Below are 17,578 nucleotides of genomic sequence, written 5' to 3'. Positions count from 1 at the left end.
TCGCAACAGAGAAGTTCGATCTCTATTCGAGCAACATGCGAGAAGACCCGTCTCCGCAGAGATCAGGGCCGGCCTCGGGCGAAGCACTCCGCCCGAGGCCGGCCCCCGCTCAGGCCTGCATGCCCCAGCGCTGGACGGTGCGCCGCTCGATCGTCTGGAAGATCAGGTTCTCGACCACGAGACCGATCAGGATCACGGTGAGCAGCCCGGCGAACACGTTCGGGATGTCGAGCATGTTCTTGTTCTCGAAGATGAACCAGCCGAGGCCGCCCGCCCCGGACGACACCCCGAAGACCAGCTCGGCGGCGATCAGGGTGCGCCACGCGAAGGCCCAGCCGACCTTCAGGCCGGTGAGGATCGAGGGAAAGGCCGCCGGGATCAGGATCTTGCCGATCAGCCGCGGGCCCGACAGCCCGTAATTGCGTCCGACCATCTTGAGCGTGCGGCTCACCGACAGGAAGCCCGAATGGGTGTTGAGGGCGATCGCCCAGGTCACCGAGTGGACCAGCACGAAGATCAGGCTGCCGTTGCCCAGGCCGAACCAGATCAGCGCCAGGGGCAGGAGCGCGATCGCCGGCAGCGGGTTGAACATCGACGTCAGCGTCTCGAGCAGGTCGGTCCCGATCCGCGACGCGATGGCGACGCCGGTGAGCACGGTCGCCAGGGCGACGCCGGCGGCGTAGCCCATGAGCAGCACCTTCAGCGAGCTCCAGGCCCGGGCCGGCAGCGTGCCGTCCGCGATGCCCCGGAAGAAGGCCTCCACGGTCGCCGTGAAGGTCGGGAACAGGAGGTCGTTGTCGAGATAGCGCCCGTAGGCCTCCCAGATCCCGGCGAGGAGCACGAGGATCACGATCTTGCGCAGCCACGCCTGGTTGTAGAGGCGCTCGGTGATCGACAGCGGCTTCTCCACCACCGCGGCGCCGTGGGCGTGGCCGGTCTCGCGCACGATCTCGGGCCGGCCGGACGGCGGCAGGGCCGCGAGGCGCGGCGCCGGACCCGTCCCGGCCAGCGGGGCGCCGCTCAGGGCTTGCGCGCTAGACATTCTCCGCCTCCTGGATCTCTTCCGAGAACAGCATGTGCTGGATCCGGCCCTCGAGCTGCAGCGCCGCCTCCGGCGATTCGGCGCTGTTGAGCTCGGCCTTCACCTCGCCGGGATGGGGCGAGAGCAGCAGGATGCGCGAGCCGACCTTGATCGCCTCGGGGATCGAGTGGGTGACGAACAGGACGGTGAAGCGCGTGCCCTCCCACAGGGCGAGCAGTTCGTCCTGCATGCGTCGCCGGGTGAGCGCGTCGAGCGCCGCGAAGGGCTCGTCCATCAGCAGGATGTCGGGCTCCATCGCCATGCCGCGGGCGATGGCGACGCGCTGCTTCATGCCGCCCGACAGGGTGTGGGGGTAGCTGTCGGCGAACTTCGTGAGGTTGACCTTGTCGATGTAGAGGTTCGCCCGGTCCAGGGCCTCGCGACCCTTCAGCCGGCCCGAGGCCTCGAGGGCGAAGACCACGTTCTGCCGGACCGTCTTCCACGGCAGGAGCTGGTCGAATTCCTGGAACACCATCATCCGGTCGGGGCCGGGCTCGGTGACCGAGCGCCCCTTCAGGCGGATCTCGCCCTCGGTCGGCGCCATGTAGCCGCCCACCGCCTTGAGCAGGGTCGACTTCCCGCATCCGGACGGCCCGAGCAGCACGAAGCGGTCCCCGGGCCAGACCCGGAAGCTCACCCGGTAGGTGGCCGTGACGAGGTGCTCGGGCGTCTTGTAGCGGAGCGTGACGCCGTCGACCTCCAGCAGAGGCTGACCCGTGTCCATCCATCCTCCCTGGCGCCGCGGTTTGAACCGCGTTTCGCTGAGGGCCGGAGATGGTCCGCCCCTCACGGGAAAGTGTATCGGCCCGCGGAAGAGGCTGTAAAGGTCGATATTTTGTATGCGATGGGATCTTCGTCCCGATCGTCAGGCCCGACGGGTCAGGCCGGGTGCCACCACCGGCCCTTCAGCACCACGCCCTCGGCGGTGATCCGCCGGTCGCCCGCCATGTGCTCGCCGCGCGTGTCGACGTAGTCGAACGCGCCATCCCGCACAGCCAGCACCGTGGCGTCGCCGAGCGCTCCGACCTTCAGGGTCCCGTACTCCATCCGCTTCAGCGCCACGGCGGCGTTCACCGTGGAGGCGGCGACGACCTCGGTGAGGCTCATGCCGAGGCAGAGCATCTTCGACATGGTGGTGACCTGGTCGAAGGCCGGCCCCTCGATGCAGAGCTGGTGCACGTCCGACGAGATCGTGTCGGGCAGGAAGCCGCCCGCCAGCATGGCCCGCGCCGTCCTGAAGGCGAACGAGCCCTTGCCGTGGCCGATGTCGAAGATCACGCCCCGCGCCCGCGCCTCGCGGAGCGCCGGCTTCACGGCGCCCTGGGCCGTGATGGGCGAGTTCGGGAAGGGCCGGAACGCGTGGGTCAGCACGTCGCCGGGCCGCAGCATGGCCAGCACCTCCTCGTAGCTCGGCGGCGGCTCGTCGATATGGGCCATCAGCGGCAGGCCGGTCTCCTCGGCGACCTGCAGGGCGATGTCGAGGGGCGCGGTGCCCTGGTCGCCCGAGGCGTGGCGCCCGACCCGGACCTTGATGCCGACGATCACGTCCCGGTTGGCGTCGGCGACCTCGACCGCCTCCCGGGGCGCCATGAGCCGCGGATCCTCGCTCTCGCCGACCATGATGGTCTTCGAGAAGCCGAAGATGCCCGCGAAGGAGACGTGCAGGTAGGCGAGGATCCGCGCCTGCGACCGCTCGATCACGTGGCTGCGGAAGCCCGCGAAGTTGCCGGGCCCGGCGCTGCCGGTATCGACCGAGGTTGTCACCCCCGAGGTCCGGCAGAATTCGTCGGCGTCGATGCCGAGCGAGGTGCCGCCCCAGTAGACGTGGGTGTGCAGGTCGATCAGGCCCGGCGTGACGATGGCGCCTTCCATGTCGCGCACCTGCGTGCCCGGTCCGGCCGGCAGGTCGCGGCCGAAGCCCGAGACCCGGCCGTCCGCGAAGGCGACGTCGCAGAGCCCGTCGTGGTTCTGCGACGGGTCGATGACCCGCGCGCCCTTCAGGATGAGGTCGTGCTGCACGGTTGTCTCCAGAAGCCGTCTGCAGGGATCCGATCCGTCATCGCGCGCAGCGAAGCGACCCAGGGATCCGCCACGCTCGGGGATCGCGCGCCGCACTGGCTTGCTTCGCTGCGCGCGCAAAGACGGCGCCGTCAGGCCGCCCGGGCGGGGGCGGCCGTGTCGTTGAGGTGGCAGGCGGCGAAGTGGCCGGCGCCGACCGCGTCGAGGCCCGGCACCTCGGTCCGGCAGCGGTCGAAGGCGTGCGGGCAGCGGGTGTGGAAGCGGCAGCCCGACGGCGGGTTGATCGGGCTCGGCACGTCGCCCTTGAGCACGATGCGGGTGCGCCCGGCCCCGGGCTCGGGGATCGGCACCGCCGAGAGCAGCGCCTGCGTGTAGGGGTGCTTGGGCGCGAGAAAGAGATCGCGGCGCGGCCCGATCTCGACGATCTTGCCGAGATACATCACCGCGACGCGGTGGGTCATGTGCTCGACGATGGCGAGGTCGTGCGAGATGAACAGCATCGCGAGGTCGAGCTCGCGCTGCAGGTCGCGCAGCAGGTTGACGATCTGCGCCTTCACCGAGACGTCCAGCGCCGAGACCGCCTCGTCGCAGATGATCAGGTCCGGCTCGGCGGCGAGCGCCCGGGCGATGCCGATGCGCTGGCGCTGCCCGCCCGAGAACTCGTGCGGGAAGCGCCCGAGCGCCTCGCGCGGCAGGCCGACCCGCTCCATCAGGCTGGCGAGGCGGGATTCGAGGTCGGCGGCGTTGCGGGCCAGCCCGAAATTGCGGATCGGCTCGGCCAGGATCGCCCGCACCCGCATCCGCGGGTTGAGCGACGAGAACGGGTCCTGGAACACCATCTGGATGTGGCGCCGCAGGGGCCGGAGCGCTCCGGCCGAGAGGTCGTCGATGCGGCGCCCGTCGAGCACCACCTGGCCGGCGGTGGGCGCGTAGAGGCGCATCAGCGCCTTGGCGACGGTGGACTTGCCGCAGCCGGACTCGCCGACGAGCGAGAGGGTCTCGCCCCGGGCTACCGTGAAGGACAGGCCGTCCACCGCCTTGAGCACGCGCTTGGACTGGCCGAACAGGCCGCCGCCGAGGGCGAAGTGCTTCTTGAGGTCGTTGACCTCCAGCAGGGTGCGGGCGGCGGGTGCGGGCGTGGCGCTCATGCCGCGAGGGCGTCCTTCGGCGCGTAGTGGCAGGCGGCGAGGTGGCCCGGCGCCTTCGGCTCCAGGGCCGGCGCGTAGGCGCGGCACAGGTCGGTGACGTCCGGGCAGCGCCCGGCGAAGACGCAGCCCTCGATTCGGCCCTTCAGGCTCGGGACCATGCCGGGGATCTCGGCGAGCCGCGCGTCGGCGCCGTGCTCGACGGCGCCGAGCTTCGGCACCGCCCCCATCAGGCCGCGGGTGTAGGGGTGGCGCGGCGACCGGAACAGCTCGCGGACCGGCGCCTCCTCGACCTTGCGGCCGGCATACATCACCACCACCCGGTCGGCGACCTCGGCCACCACGCCGAGATCGTGGGTGATCAGCATGATCGCGGCCCCGACCCGGGCCTTCAGGTCGCGCATCAGGTCGAGGATCTGGGCCTGGATGGTCACGTCGAGCGCCGTGGTCGGCTCGTCGGCGATCAGGAGCTTCGGCGAGCAGGCGAGCGCGATGGCGATCATCACCCGCTGGCGCATGCCGCCGGAGAGCTGGTGCGGGTATTCCCGCACCCGGCGCCGCGGCTCGGGGATGCCGACCAGCGTCAGCATCTCCACGGCCCGCTCCTCGGCCTCCCGGCGGCCGAGCCCCTGGTGCAGCCGCAGGGTCTCGCCGATCTGGCGGCCGACCGTCAGCACCGGGTTCAAGCTGGTCATCGGCTCCTGGAAGATCACGCTGATGTCGTTGCCGCGGATCTTGCGCATGGCGCTGTTCGGCAGGTCGAGGAGGTTCTTGCCCTCGAACTTGATGGCGCCGGCGATGCGGGCCGGCGGCTCGGGCAGGAGCCGCAGGATCGACATCGAGGTCACCGACTTGCCGCAGCCGGACTCGCCCACGATCGCCAGGGTCTCGCCCGACTGGATCGCGAACGAGACCCCGTCCACCGCCCGGTTCACCCCGTCGGGGGTGCGGAAATGGACCTGCAGGTTCTCGATCGACAGGAGGGGGGTGCCGCTCATGCTGCCGGTCCTCATCAGACGTCTTTCGCCATGCGGGGGTCGAGGGCGTCGCGCAGGCCGTCGCCGACGAGGTTCACGGCGAGCACCGTCATCGAGAGGAAGATGGCCGGGAACAGGATGATGTAGAACTTCACCTGCCAGAGGGCCCGGCCCTCGGCCATGATGTTGCCCCAGGAGGGCGTCGAGGGCGGCACGCCCGCGCCGATGAACGACAGGATCGCCTCGGTGATCATCGCGGAGGCGCAGATGTAGGTCGCCTGCACGGTCATGGGCGCCAGCGTGTTGGGCAGGATGTGGCGCCAGATGATCGCCGGCATCCGGGTGCCGGTGGTGACTGCCGCCTCGACGTAGGGCTGCTCGCGCAGCGACAGCACCACGCCGCGCACGAGGCGGGCGACGCGCGGGATCTCCGCGATGGTGATCGCGATGATCACGTTCTGGACCGAGCCGCGGGTGAGTGCCATCAGCGCGACCGCGAGCAGGATCGGCGGGATCGACATCATGCCGTCGACGACCCGCATGACGATCCCGTCGAGCCAGCGCACCATACCGGAGACGAGGCCGACCGCGAGCCCCGCGACCGAGGCGAGGAACGCCACCGAGAAGCCGACCAGCAGCGAGACCCGGGCGCCGTAGACCACCCGCGAGTAGACGTCGCGGCCGAGCATGTCGGTGCCGAACCAGTACTGCGCCGACGGGGCCCGGGTGCGCTTGGCGGGCGCCAGGGCGGTCGGGTCGACGGTGCCGAGATAGGGGGCCAGCACCGCCATCAGGAAGACGATGAGGAGCAGCACGCCGCCGACCACGATGGTCGGGTTGCGGCGCACATAGGTCCAGACCCGGCCCCGGCGCTTGCGGGCCGGGATGACGTCGGGCAGCGGCGCCGCGACGGCGAGGCCCGGCGGCGGGGGCGCCTTGGGGGTGATCCCCTCGGGCGGAGCGCCCGCCTGCGGGGCGCTGCTGGGGAAGGGCGCGACGGTCGCGGTCAATAGCGGATCCTCGGGTCGAGCACGGTGTAGAAGAGGTCGATGGCGAGGTTCACGAGCACGTAGACGAAGCTGAACAGCAGCACGACGCCCTGGATGACCGGGTAGTCGCGCCGCAGGATCGCGTCGACGGTGAGGCGCCCGAGGCCGGGGATCGCGAAGACCGTCTCGGTCACCACCGCACCGCCGATCAGCAACGCGATGCCGATGCCGATCACGGTGACGATCGGCACCGCGGCGTTCTTGAGAGCGTGGACGAACAGGACCGGCCCCTGCGACAGCCCCTTGGCCCGGGCCGTGCGCACGTAATCCTGCTGGAGCACGTCGAGCATGGTCGCGCGGGTCACCCGGGCGATCAGCGCGATGTAGACGAGGCCGAGCGTCACCGCCGGCAGGATCAGGTTGGACAGCCAGGGCCACACGCCCTGCTCGATCGGCGTGTAGCCCTGCACGGGCAGCCAGCCGAGCTCGAGGGCGAAGACGTAGGCCAGGATGTAGCCGACCACGAAGACCGGCACCGAGAAGCCCGTCACGGCGAGCCCCATCACGAGGCGGTCGATCAGGCTGCCGGCCTTCCAGGCGGCGACGACGCCCAGCGGCACCGCCACCACGATGGCGAAGACCAGGGTGACGAGCATCAGCGAGACGGTGGGCTGCACCCGCTGGCCGATCATGGTGGTGACCGGCAGGTTGGTGAAGATCGAGGTGCCGAGATCCCCGTGGAGGATCTGCCAGGACCATTCCCAGAACCGCACCAGGAACGGCCGGTCGAGGCCGAGCGTGGCGCGGATGCGGGCGACGTCGTCGGGGGTCGCTTGGTCGCCCGCGATGATCGCCGCCGGGTCGCCCGGGGCGAAGTAGAGGAGGCTGAAGACGAACAGCCCGACCACCGCCATGACCGGGATGGTGGCGAGGATGCGCCTGCCGATATAGCCGAGCATGGGGCCTCGCTAGGCTGTGGGCGGGAGGGCGCGGCGGGTGCGGCCGCCCCTGCCCCCCTCGCGGGTGCCGACCTTCACGCGTCCGGGTCGGGCGCGAACGCCGGCGGCGGAGCGCGACGCGCCCCCGCTCCCGTGCGGGAGAGGGACAGGAGAGGGGACCCGCGCCCGGTCCCGCGCCCGGTCCCGCGCCCGGTCCCGCGACCGCGTTGCCGAGCGCGGTATCCGCAGCCGGGAGCCCGCCCGAGAGACCGGGCGGGTCGGGCGACCCGATGTGGCGAGAGCGGGCGCCATCACGCCTTCGACACGCCCCAGGTGAAGGGGATCGGCCCCTTCACGATGCCCGAGACGTTCTTGCGCCACGCCTGGTAGCCGAGGAAGAACCCGGTGGGCACGTAGACCACGCCCTCGCAGGCGGCGGCGTTGACCTTGTCGATGGCGGCCTTCTCGGCGGCCGGGTCGGCGGCGTCGAACCACTCGGCGATGGCGGTCTCCACCGGCGGGATGTTCGGCCAGCCGAACCACGCCTTGTCGCCGCTCGCCCGCACCGCCGGGTAGCCCGCCGGATTGATGCAGTCGGCGCCCGCGTGCCAGGTGTGGAACATGTTCCAGCCGCCCTGAGACGGCGGCGCCTTGGAGGCCCGGCGGGTGCCGGTGGTGCCCCAATCGGTGGCGACGAAGTCGACGTTGAAGCCCATCTTCTTCAGGAGGTCGGCGGTGATGTCGCCCTGCGCCTTGGTGATCCCCTGGTCCTGGGCCACGATGCAGACCACCGGCTCGCCCTTGTAGCCGGCTTCCTTGAGCAGCTTCTGGCCGAGCTTGATGTCACCCTTGCCGACATTGCCGCCGCCCGCCTCGCTGTAGAGGGGTGTGCCCGGCGTGAAGAAGCCCGGCAGCGTCTTCCACAGGCTGTCGTCGTCGCCGACGATCGCCCGCATGTAATCCTCCTGGCTCATCGCGGTCATGACCGCCTGACGGATCTTCGGGTTGTCGAAGGGCGGGTGCAGGTGGTTCATCCGGAACGACCCGACATTGCCGAGCGGGTCGGCGATGTCGACGTTGAGGTTGCTGTTCTTGCGCAGCAGCGGCACGAGGTCGGAGATCGGGTTCTCCCACCAGTCGACCTCACCGTTCTGCAGGGCCGCCGACGCGGTGGCGGCGTCCGGCATGATCACCCACTCGACACGGTCGACCAGCATGCGCTTGCCGCCCGCGAGCCAGGAATTCGGCTCGTCGCGGGGCTTGTAGTCGGTGAAGGTCTCGAACACCGCCCGGGCACCCGGCACCCACTCGTTGCGGACGAACTTCATCGGGCCCGAGCCGACATACTCGGTGATCTGCGTGAACGGGTCGGTCTTGGCGATCCGCTCCGGCATCATCAGCGCCATCGGCGCGTTGGTCTTGCCGAGCGCGTAGAGCAGCTTCGGGAACGGCTTCTTCAGGCGCCACTGGAAGGTCCTGTCGTCGGTCGCCGCGAGGTCGTCCTGGATGCCGCGGATCATCAGGCCGATCGGGTCCCGGGCCATCCAGCGGGTGAGGCTCGCCACCACGTCCTTGGCGAGAACCGGCTCGCCGTCGTGCCACTTCAGGCCGGGACGCAGCCGGAAGGTCCAGGTCAGCTTGTCGCCCGAGACCTCCTCGGACTCGACCATCTGGCGCTGCGGCTTCAGCTGCGCGTCGACGCCGTAGAGCATGTCCCAGACGAGGGTGCCGGCGTTGCGCACCACGTACTGGGTCCCCCAGATCGGGTCGAAATTCGCGAGGTTCGCCTGCGGCACGAAGCGCAGGACCTTGCCCCCCTGCGCCAGGGCCGGCCGCGCGAGCTGCGGCGCAGCCAAACCGAGCGCAGCCGAACCCTTGAGAAAGGTCCTGCGGTCCATCGTCTTCTCCCTGGCGGTGCGGATCTCAAGCATCGGTCGCCGGCCCACACCTTGCGGGCGAGTTTGAACGGTTCTGATGCGCGGGCGCAATGGCCCGTGGTGACAACGACGTCCGGGCGCGCGTCCGCATCGCCGCCGGCCTCGGGGCGACGGCGGCATGGAGAGGGGCTGTGTCGGTGCGGCTCGAACTCACGGGCCGCGTCTCGCAAGGCCCGCGCCAGCCCGGCCGGCACTGCGTTATGTATTCATGATCGCGGAGCGCGCGGCGTCTCGGTCGACATGTCCCGCACCGTCATCGCGAGCGCAGCGATGACGGCTATGCCGACTTCATCGATCGGAAACGGGATCGCACAGCGTTTCGCAGCTCGGGATCGAGCGTGAGGCCGGAGATCCCCTCGCCCTTCGGCCTGCGCTGTGTGAGTCCGCGAGCCCCCCGCGGAGGAGGGCCAGCCGGGGCGGCGGGCACCGGAATGGACGCCTCAGCCCACCTGCCGCAGGTGGCCGCCCCGCGCGCCCGGAACCGCCTGCATGGCGCGGATGAAGGCCGCGATGCGGGGGGCGATCACCGACCGGTAGCGCGAGCCGTTGAACACCCCGTAATGGCCGACGCCGGCCTGGAGGTGGTAGGCCTTGCGCGCCTCCGGAAGGTTCGGCGTCAGGTCGAGGGCCGCCTTGGTCTGGCCGACGCCGGAGATGTCGTCGTTCTCGCCCTCGACCGCCAGGATCGCGCAGCGGCGGATGGCGCCGAGATCGACCGGCGTGCCGCGGTGCGTCATCTGTCCCGTCGGCAGGGCGTGGTCGACGAACACGGTCTGCACGGTCTGGAGGTAGTACTCGGCCGTCAGGTCCATCACGGCGAGGTACTCGTCGTAGAACTCGCGGTGCTTCTCGGCCGAGTCGCCGTCGCCCGTCACCAGATGGTCGAACATGTCCGAATGGGCGGTGACGTGGCGGTCGAGGTTCATCGCCATGAAGCCCGACAGCTGCAGGAAGCCCGGATAGACCCGGCGCCAGGCGCCCGGGTAGATCGGCGGCACGAGGCTGATCGTGTTCTGCTCGAACCACTTCTGGCCGCGCTCCTGCGCGAGGCAGTTGACCGCGGTGGGCGAGCGGCGGGTGTCGATCGGGCCGCCCATCAGGGTCATGGAAGTCGGCACCGCCGGCTCGTCGGCCGCCTCCATCAGCGCCACCGCGGCGAAGACTGGCACCGCCGGCTGGCACACCGCCATGACGTGCAGGTCCGGCCCGAGAACCGCGAACATCTCCTGCAGGTAGTCGATGTAGTCGTCGAGATCGAACTGGCCCGCGAAGAGCGGCACCATCCGGGCGTCGGTCCAGTCGGTGATGAACACGCGATGGTTCGGCAGCATCGCCTCGACGGTGCCGCGCAGCAGCGTGGCGTAGTGCCCCGACATCGGCGCGACGATCAGCAGCTTGGGCTGCGGCTCCGCGGGGGCCGCCGGGAACGCGCGGTCGAAGGCGATCAGGCGGCAGAACGGCCGCTCCCAGACCACCCGCTCGGTGACCGGGACCGCCGCGCCGTCCACCACCGTCTCGGTGAAGCCGAAGGCGGGCTTGCCGTACTGGCGGGTGACGCGCTCGAACATCTCGCAGCCGGCGCTGACCGCGCGGGCATAGGGTCCGTAGGCCAGGGGATTGCCCGGCATCTGCAGCCCGTAGCGGGTGAGGTCGGCGGCGACGCGGGCGGGTGCCATCAGGGCGCGCGCGCCCTCGTACAGGGAATAGGCCAGCAGCATCGTCACCTCGCGGTCTCGCTCCGGCCGCGGGCATCGAGCCGCGCGGCCCATACCCCCTGCAACCCGAGTCGGTAGGATAATGCTCCACCCTGAACGCGGGCGGAACATCCCGGAGCTGCGGCGACTTGCCTGTGACCACGTCCGCGGGCGATCGTCCGCCAGCGACGACGTGTCCGGGGCGGTGAGCCGGGATTCCCATCGCCGCGTCATGCGAAGGGAGTCCACGGGACGCCGCGCCGGCGGGTCCGTCCGGCGACGCACCGATACAGCCCATTACAGCCCATGCCCGATACCGATCTCAGCGGCCTCGGTCGCGACGCGCGACACCTGCGGCTCGACACCTTCGTCCGCCTGCGCTGGCTCGCCATCACGGGCCAGAGCGCGGCGGTCGTCGGGGCGCAGTTCGGCCTCGGCCTGCCGCTGCCGTTCGGCTGGTGCTTCCTGGTGATCGCCACCTCGTCCTGGCTGAACCTCGCCCTGCGGATCCGCTTCCCGGCGAGCTACCGGCTCAGCGACGATTCCGCGGCCCTGCTCCTCGCCTTCGACATCGTGCAGCTCGCGGCCCTGCTGTTCCTCACGGGCGGGCTCCAGAACCCGTTCTCGCTGCTGTTCCTCGCCCCGGTGCTGATCTCCGCCACCGCCCTGCCCCCCGAGCGGACCCTGGCGCTGGGCCTCCTGGCGGTGGGTCTCGCGACGCTGCTCGCCCTGGTGCACCGGCCCCTGCCCTGGTTCGCGGACGGGCGGATCGAGCTGCCGTTCCTGTACGTCTCCGGCGTCTGGACCGCGATCCTGCTCGGCACCGCCTTCACGGGCGTCTACGCGTGGCGGGTCGCCGAGGAGACCCGGCTCCTCGCCCAGGCGCTCGCCGCCACCGAGCTGGTGCTCGCCCGCGAGCAGCACCTGTCGCAGCTCGACGGGCTCGCGGCCGCGGCTGCCCACGAATTGGGCACGCCGCTGGGCACGATCATGGTGGTGACCAAGGAGCTGATCCGCCAGCTCGGCCCCACCGCCTCGCCGGCGGTGGCGGAGGATCTCAACCTGCTGCGCGAGCAGGTCGACCGCTGCCGCGGCATCCTCGGCAAGCTGACCTCCCTCGACGGGGACGGGGCCGGGGCCGGCTTCCTGGAGACGGTGACGTTCAGCCACCTCGTGGAGGAGCTGGTGGCGCCGCAGCGGGCACTCGGCGCCGCCCTCGCCGTCACCAGCGCCGGCGAGGGGCCGGAGCCGGCCTGCCGGCGCAACCCGGGCGTCATGTTCGGGCTCGCCAACATCCTCGACAACGCCGTCGACTTCGCCGAGGCCGGCGTCACCGTCGAGGGGCGCTGGACGCCCGACCGGGTCTGGATCGAGATCCGCGACGACGGCCCGGGCTTCTCCAGCGAGGTGCTGCTGCGGGCGGGCGAGCCCTACGTCACCACCCGCAGCCACGACCGGCCGCAATCCGGCGGCACCGTGGGGGCCGGCCTCGGCCTCGGGCTGTTCATCGCCAAGACCCTGATCGAGCGCTCGGGAGCGCAGCTCGCCCTGATGAACGTCGCGGCGCCGGACGCCCACGGGGCGATCGTGCGCGTCTCCTGGGCCCGGCACATCTTCGAGCGCGGCGCCGCGCCGCGACATTCTCCGGAACTCAGTATCCGCGCCCCCCTGCCACCGGGCGATGCCGTACCTATATGAGGGACAGACCAAGAACCCGACGACAAAAACCCGAAAGGAGTGCCGGATGCTCACGCAGCCCGGGACCTCGGCGGCGACCGACCCCGCCGTGATCAACGATGCCGATCCGCTGGCCGCCTTCTCCGACCGCAGCCTGCTGATCGTCGACGACGACAAGCCCTTCCAGACCCGCCTCGCGCGCGCCATGGAGAGCCGCGGCTACCACGTGCAGGTGGCCGACAGCGTCGCGGACGGCGTCTCCGCCGTCGAGGCGCGCGCGCCCGCCTTCGCGGTGATCGACATGCGCCTCGGCGACGGCAATGGCCTCGACGTGATCGCCCGCCTCAAGGAGCGCCGGCCCGAGGCTCGCGGCGTGATCCTCACCGGCTACGGCAACATCGCCACCGCTGTCACCGCGGTGAAGCTCGGCGCCTTCGACTACCTCGCCAAGCCCGCCGACGCCGACGAGATCCACGGCACGCTGATGGCGCAGCCGGGCGAGCGGGCCGACCCGCCCGAGAACCCGATGTCGGCGGACCGGGTCCGCTGGGAGCACATCCAGCGCGTCTACGAGCTGTGCAGCCGCAACGTCAGCGAGACCGCCCGGCGCCTCAACATGCACCGGCGGACCCTGCAGCGGATCCTGGCCAAGCGCGCGCCGCGCTGAGGCTGGACCGCTCCGGCGCCGTCCGGTCGGTTGCATCGCCCCGCCTCTGTGGGCTAGCTGCGCGGGTCCCGGACGGTTCGTCCGGGGCCCGAAATCTTTTCGAGGGCGGATCTCGTGAACGGGCGCAACGCCATCACCATCATCAGCATGATGGTCCTCGTCGGCACCGAGGTGTTCGCCGTGGCCATCGCGGCGGGCTGGGCCATCGCGGGCATCTTCGATCTCGGCGACCGGGTCGGGCACGTCCTGATGGGGCTGTTCAGCCTGTTCGCGGCCTGGATCATGCTCCAGCTTTGGCGCCGGGCGACCAGCATCGAGCCCCTGCGGGGCCCGGCCCCGGCGGCGCATCGCTGAACGAGCGCCCGCGGGCGGCTTCTTCGTTCAAGTTGCATCCAGCGGCGGAATGATCCCTATGCGTGCGGCGTGTTCGACAGTGCGCCGGCCTTCCTGTTAGAAGCGAGCGGCGACGGTCTGTGTGACGTTGTCGCAGGTCACACCCCCGTCCCGACACGCGTGAGACCCGTAGATCCATGAAAGCCCGTATCATCGTCACCCTGAAGACCGGTGTGCTGGACCCGCAGGGCAAGGCGATCGAGGCCGCCCTCAGGTCCCTCGGCATCGAGGGCGTCGACGGCGTCCGGCAGGGCAAGGTCTTCGACATCGAGGTGTCGGCGGCCGACGGCGCCGCCGCTGAGGCGACGCTGCGCACGGCCTGCGAGAAGCTCTTGGCCAACACCGTCGTCGAGAACTACGCGATCGAGATCCTCTGATGCACGCCGCGGTCGTCGTCTTCCCGGGTTCCAACCGCGAGTCGGACGTCGTCCGGGCCCTGCGGCGCTCCGGCGCGCAGGTGAGCCTCGTCTGGCACGCCGACCACGCGCTCCCCGCCGGCACCGACCTCGCCGTCCTGCCCGGCGGCTTCTCGTACGGCGACTACCTGCGCTGCGGCGCCATCGCCGGCCGGGCCGCCGCCATGGACGCGGTCCGGGCCCACGCGGCCCGCGGCGGCCTCGTGCTCGGGATCTGCAACGGCTTCCAGATCCTGTGCGAATCGGGCCTGCTGCCCGGCGTGCTGATGCGCAACATCGACCGGCGCTTCATCTGCCACCGGCAGACGCTCCGGGTGGAGCGCACCGACACCCGCTTTACCAGCGCCTACACGCAGGGCCAGGTGATCGACGTCTGCGTCGCCCACGGCGAAGGCAACTACTTCGCTGATCCCGAGACGCTGGCGCGGATCGAGGGCGAGGGCCGGGTCGCCTTCCGCTACTGCGACGCGACCGGGACGATCACCGTCGAGGCGAACCGCAACGGCTCCCTCAACGCCATCGCGGGCGTCCTGTCGGAGACCGGGAACGTCCTCGGGATGATGCCGCACCCGGAGAACTTCGTCGAAGATCTGGTCGGCGGGACCGACGGGCGCGGGCTTTTCGACAGTCTGGCGGCCTGAGATCGTCGCGCGAAAATTTGTCTTAACCCGGCATTAAGGTTTTCGAGGCATAAACAGGCATCCAGTGATCTGGATGTCGAGTTGGACATGTTCGTCCGCTCTGTTTTGATGCCTCCCTGATGACTCCTTGAGCCGCTCCCTCCGGGGCGGCTTTTTTCTGTGCGCCTGCGGAGCGCGACGCGGGTCGGTGCCGAGGGGCAGGCCCCGCACGAGAACGGCCCGCGCGGACTTGGCCGCCGCGCCTTCCGGCCCTTCGGGCAAAGCTGCGCGATCCCGGACGGCGTCGGTCGCGATCGCGGGCCTCTCGACCCGGCGATGACCCGTCCGTCGCACCGTCGCCCCGGATCCGTAACGCGAAAGCCCAGGCCGGAGGACCCGACCTGGGCTGAGAGCGATCTTGGCCGGAAGCCCTCTCGGCCGAGAAGGAGTTGGGCGGGGGCGAGCCGCCTCAGTACAGCCCGCCGGCCTGCGCGGCCCGGTCGGGATCGGGCGCGACCGCCGCCGGGGCGGCCGCCTGGCCGCCACCGCCGCCGGAGGACGGCGCCGAGTAGGAATCCGGCGGCGCGGTGCCCGGCTTGAACGCCTCCAGGATCGTCCCGGCGCCCTCCCCCGAACCGGCGCGGGTGCCGCTCGCGAGGTTGATGCGGATCAGCTTGATGCCCGGGGGCACGCGGAACGGCGTCGGCGGCTTGTCCTTGAGGGCCGTCTTCAGGAACTCCAGGGCGATCGGCGCCGCCAGGCCGCCGCCGGTGGCGCGGTCGCCGAGCGAGCGGGGCTTGTCGAAGCCGATATAGATGCCGACCGCCAGGTCCGGCGAGAAGCCCACGAACCACGCGTCCTTGGCGTCGTTCGTCGTGCCGGTCTTGCCGGCGAGCGGCTTGCCGATCTGCTTCAGGATCGTGGCGGTGCCGCGCTGGACCACGCCCTCCATGATCGAGACCATCTGGTAGGCGGTCAGCGGGTCGAGCACCTGCTCGGAATCGTCCACCAGCTTCGGTTCGTCCTGGCCCGACCACTTCTCGGCGTCGCAGCCGATACACTTGCGGTTGTCGTGCCGGTAGATCGTCTCGCCGATGCGGTCCTGGATCCGGTCGATCAGGGTCGGCCGGATGCGCCGGCCGCCGTTGGCCAGCATCGAGTAGGCGGTGACCATGCGCATGACCGTGGTCTCGCCCGCGCCGAGCGACATGGGCAGCACCGGCAGCATGTCGTCGTAGACGCCGAAGCGGCGGGCGTACTCGGCGATGAGCGGCATGCCGACATCCTTGGCGAGCCGGACCGTCATCAGGTTCTTCGAGTGCTCGATGCCGTAGCGCAGGGTGTGCGGGCCGCCCGACTTGCCGTCGTAGTTCGAGGGCGTCCAGGCCTCCTGGCCGGGGCCGGCCTCGATGGTGATCGGGGTGTCTTGGATGATCGAGGCGGGGGTGTAGCCGTTGTCCAGCGCCGCCGAGTAGACGATCGGCTTGAACGAGGAGCCGGGCTGGCGCATCGCCTGGGTGGCGCGGTTGAACTCGGACTCGTCGTACGAGAAGCCGCCGACCATCGCGTGCACACGGCCCGTGTTCGGGTCCATGGCCACGATGGCGCCGGAGACCTCGGGCTTCTGGCGCAGGCGGAACTGGCCGCGGCCGCCGTCCATCGCCTCGACATAGACCATGTCGCCGGGCTGGAGGTTGGCGCGGCCGGCCCAGCGCATGCCCTCGGGGACGATCACGCCGGTCTCGCGGTCCTTGCCGACCTGGCCGGAGGCCTCGCGCCGGGGCTGCAGGCCGATCTGCACGCCGCCGCCGCCGTTGCCCAGCACCACGGCGAGCCGCCAGGGCGCCACGTCGCCGAGCGCCGGAACCTCGGCCGCCGCCATGCCCCAGTCGCGCCCGGTCAGGTCGACCTTGGTGACCGGACCGCGCCAGCCATGGGCCTGGTCGTAGCGCACGAGGCCGTCGACCAGCGCCTTGCGCGCCCAGGCCTGCATCTTCGGGTCGAGGGTCGTGCGCACCGAGAGGCCGCCCTCGTAGAGCTTCTTCTCGCCGTAGCGCTCGGAGATCTCGCGGCGGACCTCCTCGGTGAAGTAGTTGGCGTTGGCGGCGTTCGGGAAGGCGACGCGCGGGTTGACGCCGAGCGGCATCTTCTTGGCGGACTCCGCCTCCTCCCGGGTGATGTAGCCGTTCTCCGCCATCAGGCGGATGATCTCGTTGCGGCGGTCGAGGGCCGCCTGGGTCTTGCGGTAGGGGTGGTAGTTGTTCGGCCCCTTCGGCAGGGCGGCGAGGTAGGCCGCCTCGTTGATGGTCAGCTCGTGGACCGACTTGCCGAAATAGTCGAGCGCCGCGGCCGCGACGCCGTGCAGGTTGCGGCCGGGCACGATCGTGCCGAGGAAGATCTCGTTGAGGTAGAGCTCGAGGATCTTGTCCTTCGAGTAGGCCGCCTCGATGCGGAGCGCCAGCAGCGCCTCCTTGATCTTGCGGTCGTAGGTCTGCTCTGAGGAGAGCAGGAAGTTCTTGGCGACCTGCTGGGTGATGGTCGAGGCACCCTGCCGCTTGCCCGACTTGGCGTTGGTCAGGAAGGCGCGCACGATCCCCTCGGGGTCGATGCCGCCGTGCTTGTAGAAGTTCTTGTCCTCGGCCGACAGGAAGGCCGCCACGACGATCTTCGGCATCGCCTGGATCGGCAGGTACAGCCGGCGCTCGCGGGCGTACTCGGCCAGCAGCGAGCCGTCCGCCGCGTGGACGCGGGTCATCACCGGCGGCTCGTAATTGGAGAGCGCGGCGTGGTCGGGCAGGTCCTGGCTGTACTTCCAGTAGAAGTAACCGCCCACCGCCGCGCCGACCACGAACAGCACCGCGGCGGCGCTGAACAGGATCCCAAAGAAACGGAGGATCAGACGCATCCGGTGTTCCGCTCGTCGCTGGCCCGGCCGAATGCCGGAATCGGCTCATCCGGCGCGTGCACCCCGCGCGCTGCGCGGCCGGCCCCCGGACGGTCCCGTGAGACCCCCTCGGAATGCCGG

Annotated in this window: 15 protein-coding genes; 5 read left to right on the top strand and 10 right to left on the bottom strand. The window is 70.6% G+C overall.

The annotated features are described in order from the left end of the window. Positions 1-109 precede the first annotated feature (109 nt). The 9 genes from ACLBYG_RS17130 to ACLBYG_RS17090 all read right to left on the bottom strand — a co-directional run bounded on the left by ACLBYG_RS17130 (position 110) and on the right by ACLBYG_RS17090 (position 10,804). Complete coding sequence (locus ACLBYG_RS17130) at positions 110-1,042, bottom strand: ABC transporter permease (protein WP_447682175.1); 933 nt, start codon at positions 1,040-1,042, stop codon at positions 110-112. After that, positions 1,035-1,805, bottom strand: coding sequence for an ABC transporter ATP-binding protein (locus ACLBYG_RS17125; protein ID WP_447682174.1), 771 nt, complete (start codon positions 1,803-1,805; stop codon positions 1,035-1,037). The genes ACLBYG_RS17130 and ACLBYG_RS17125 overlap by 8 nt, the downstream gene beginning before the upstream one ends. A gap of 155 nt (positions 1,806-1,960) precedes the next feature. After that, positions 1,961-3,100, bottom strand: a complete 1,140-nt coding sequence (locus tag ACLBYG_RS17120; protein ID WP_447682173.1) for an amidohydrolase/deacetylase family metallohydrolase — start codon at positions 3,098-3,100, stop codon at positions 1,961-1,963. Between the two features lie 131 nt (positions 3,101-3,231). Beyond that, entirely contained in the window at positions 3,232-4,248 is a 1,017-nt protein-coding gene (locus ACLBYG_RS17115) for an ABC transporter ATP-binding protein (protein WP_447682172.1), read from the bottom strand. Next, positions 4,245-5,258 carry an ABC transporter ATP-binding protein gene (locus tag ACLBYG_RS17110; protein WP_020093980.1) on the bottom strand — a complete coding sequence of 338 codons (1,014 nt, stop codon included), beginning with the start codon at positions 5,256-5,258 and terminating at the stop codon, positions 4,245-4,247. The genes ACLBYG_RS17115 and ACLBYG_RS17110 overlap by 4 nt, the downstream gene beginning before the upstream one ends. Next, entirely contained in the window at positions 5,258-6,232 is a 975-nt protein-coding gene (locus tag ACLBYG_RS17105; protein ID WP_082558120.1) for an ABC transporter permease, read from the bottom strand. Before ACLBYG_RS17105 ends, ACLBYG_RS17110 begins: the two co-directional genes overlap by 1 nt. Then, entirely contained in the window at positions 6,229-7,170 is a 942-nt protein-coding gene (locus ACLBYG_RS17100) for an ABC transporter permease (RefSeq protein WP_020093982.1), read from the bottom strand. The genes ACLBYG_RS17105 and ACLBYG_RS17100 overlap by 4 nt, the downstream gene beginning before the upstream one ends. Positions 7,171-7,460: 290 nt before the next feature. After that, positions 7,461-9,047, bottom strand: coding sequence for an ABC transporter substrate-binding protein (locus ACLBYG_RS17095; protein ID WP_091681066.1), 1,587 nt, complete (start codon positions 9,045-9,047; stop codon positions 7,461-7,463). Positions 9,048-9,526: 479 nt separating this feature from the next. After that, the gene (locus ACLBYG_RS17090; RefSeq protein ID WP_020093984.1) at positions 9,527-10,804 is read right to left on the bottom strand and encodes a polyhydroxyalkanoate depolymerase; all 1,278 of its coding nucleotides are present in this window, start codon (positions 10,802-10,804) and stop codon (positions 9,527-9,529) included. 282 nt (positions 10,805-11,086) lie between these two features. Between ACLBYG_RS17090 and ACLBYG_RS17085 the strand changes: the two genes are divergently transcribed. The 5 genes from ACLBYG_RS17085 (at position 11,087) to purQ (ending at position 14,574) form a co-directional block, all read left to right on the top strand. Next, positions 11,087-12,478: an ActS/PrrB/RegB family redox-sensitive histidine kinase gene (locus ACLBYG_RS17085; RefSeq protein ID WP_020093985.1), complete on the top strand. Its 1,392-nt coding sequence runs from the start codon at positions 11,087-11,089 to the stop codon at positions 12,476-12,478. Positions 12,479-12,524: 46 nt separating this feature from the next. Continuing rightward, positions 12,525-13,124 carry an ActR/PrrA/RegA family redox response regulator transcription factor gene (locus ACLBYG_RS17080; RefSeq protein ID WP_012321283.1) on the top strand — a complete coding sequence of 200 codons (600 nt, stop codon included), beginning with the start codon at positions 12,525-12,527 and terminating at the stop codon, positions 13,122-13,124. A 114-nt stretch (positions 13,125-13,238) separates the two neighbouring features. Further along, positions 13,239-13,478: a hypothetical protein gene (locus ACLBYG_RS17075; protein ID WP_012321282.1), complete on the top strand. Its 240-nt coding sequence runs from the start codon at positions 13,239-13,241 to the stop codon at positions 13,476-13,478. A 176-nt stretch (positions 13,479-13,654) separates the two neighbouring features. Then, positions 13,655-13,894: a phosphoribosylformylglycinamidine synthase subunit PurS gene (purS, locus tag ACLBYG_RS17070; protein WP_020093986.1), complete on the top strand. Its 240-nt coding sequence runs from the start codon at positions 13,655-13,657 to the stop codon at positions 13,892-13,894. Beyond that, positions 13,894-14,574 (top strand): phosphoribosylformylglycinamidine synthase subunit PurQ, encoded by a 681-nt coding sequence (gene purQ, locus ACLBYG_RS17065; protein ID WP_447682171.1) that lies wholly within the window; start codon positions 13,894-13,896, stop codon positions 14,572-14,574. The genes purS and purQ overlap by 1 nt, the downstream gene beginning before the upstream one ends. Positions 14,575-15,022: 448 nt before the next feature. Here the strand turns inward: purQ and ACLBYG_RS17060 are convergent, their stop codons facing one another. Next, entirely contained in the window at positions 15,023-17,458 is a 2,436-nt protein-coding gene (locus ACLBYG_RS17060) for a penicillin-binding protein 1A (RefSeq protein WP_056533724.1), read from the bottom strand. Between the last annotated feature and the right edge of the window lie 120 nt (positions 17,459-17,578).

Source organism: Methylobacterium sp. D53M (assembly GCF_053345625.1).
This window is presented reverse-complemented; position numbering and strand designations above follow the sequence as displayed.

Coding starts and splice junctions, on each gene's coding strand:
- ACLBYG_RS17130 (WP_447682175.1), bottom strand. CDS start 1,042: ATGTCTAGCGCGCAAGCCCTGAGCGGCGCCCCGCTGGCCGGGACGGGT.
- purS (WP_020093986.1), top strand. CDS start 13,655: ATGAAAGCCCGTATCATCGTCACCCTGAAGACCGGTGTGCTGGACCCG.
- ACLBYG_RS17115 (WP_447682172.1), bottom strand. CDS start 4,248: ATGAGCGCCACGCCCGCACCCGCCGCCCGCACCCTGCTGGAGGTCAAC.
- ACLBYG_RS17060 (WP_056533724.1), bottom strand. CDS start 17,458: ATGCGTCTGATCCTCCGTTTCTTTGGGATCCTGTTCAGCGCCGCCGCG.
- ACLBYG_RS17085 (WP_020093985.1), top strand. CDS start 11,087: ATGCCCGATACCGATCTCAGCGGCCTCGGTCGCGACGCGCGACACCTG.
- ACLBYG_RS17125 (WP_447682174.1), bottom strand. CDS start 1,805: ATGGACACGGGTCAGCCTCTGCTGGAGGTCGACGGCGTCACGCTCCGC.
- ACLBYG_RS17100 (WP_020093982.1), bottom strand. CDS start 7,170: ATGCTCGGCTATATCGGCAGGCGCATCCTCGCCACCATCCCGGTCATG.
- purQ (WP_447682171.1), top strand. CDS start 13,894: ATGCACGCCGCGGTCGTCGTCTTCCCGGGTTCCAACCGCGAGTCGGAC.
- ACLBYG_RS17095 (WP_091681066.1), bottom strand. CDS start 9,047: ATGGACCGCAGGACCTTTCTCAAGGGTTCGGCTGCGCTCGGTTTGGCT.
- ACLBYG_RS17110 (WP_020093980.1), bottom strand. CDS start 5,258: ATGAGGACCGGCAGCATGAGCGGCACCCCCCTCCTGTCGATCGAGAAC.
- ACLBYG_RS17090 (WP_020093984.1), bottom strand. CDS start 10,804: ATGCTGCTGGCCTATTCCCTGTACGAGGGCGCGCGCGCCCTGATGGCA.
- ACLBYG_RS17080 (WP_012321283.1), top strand. CDS start 12,525: ATGCTCACGCAGCCCGGGACCTCGGCGGCGACCGACCCCGCCGTGATC.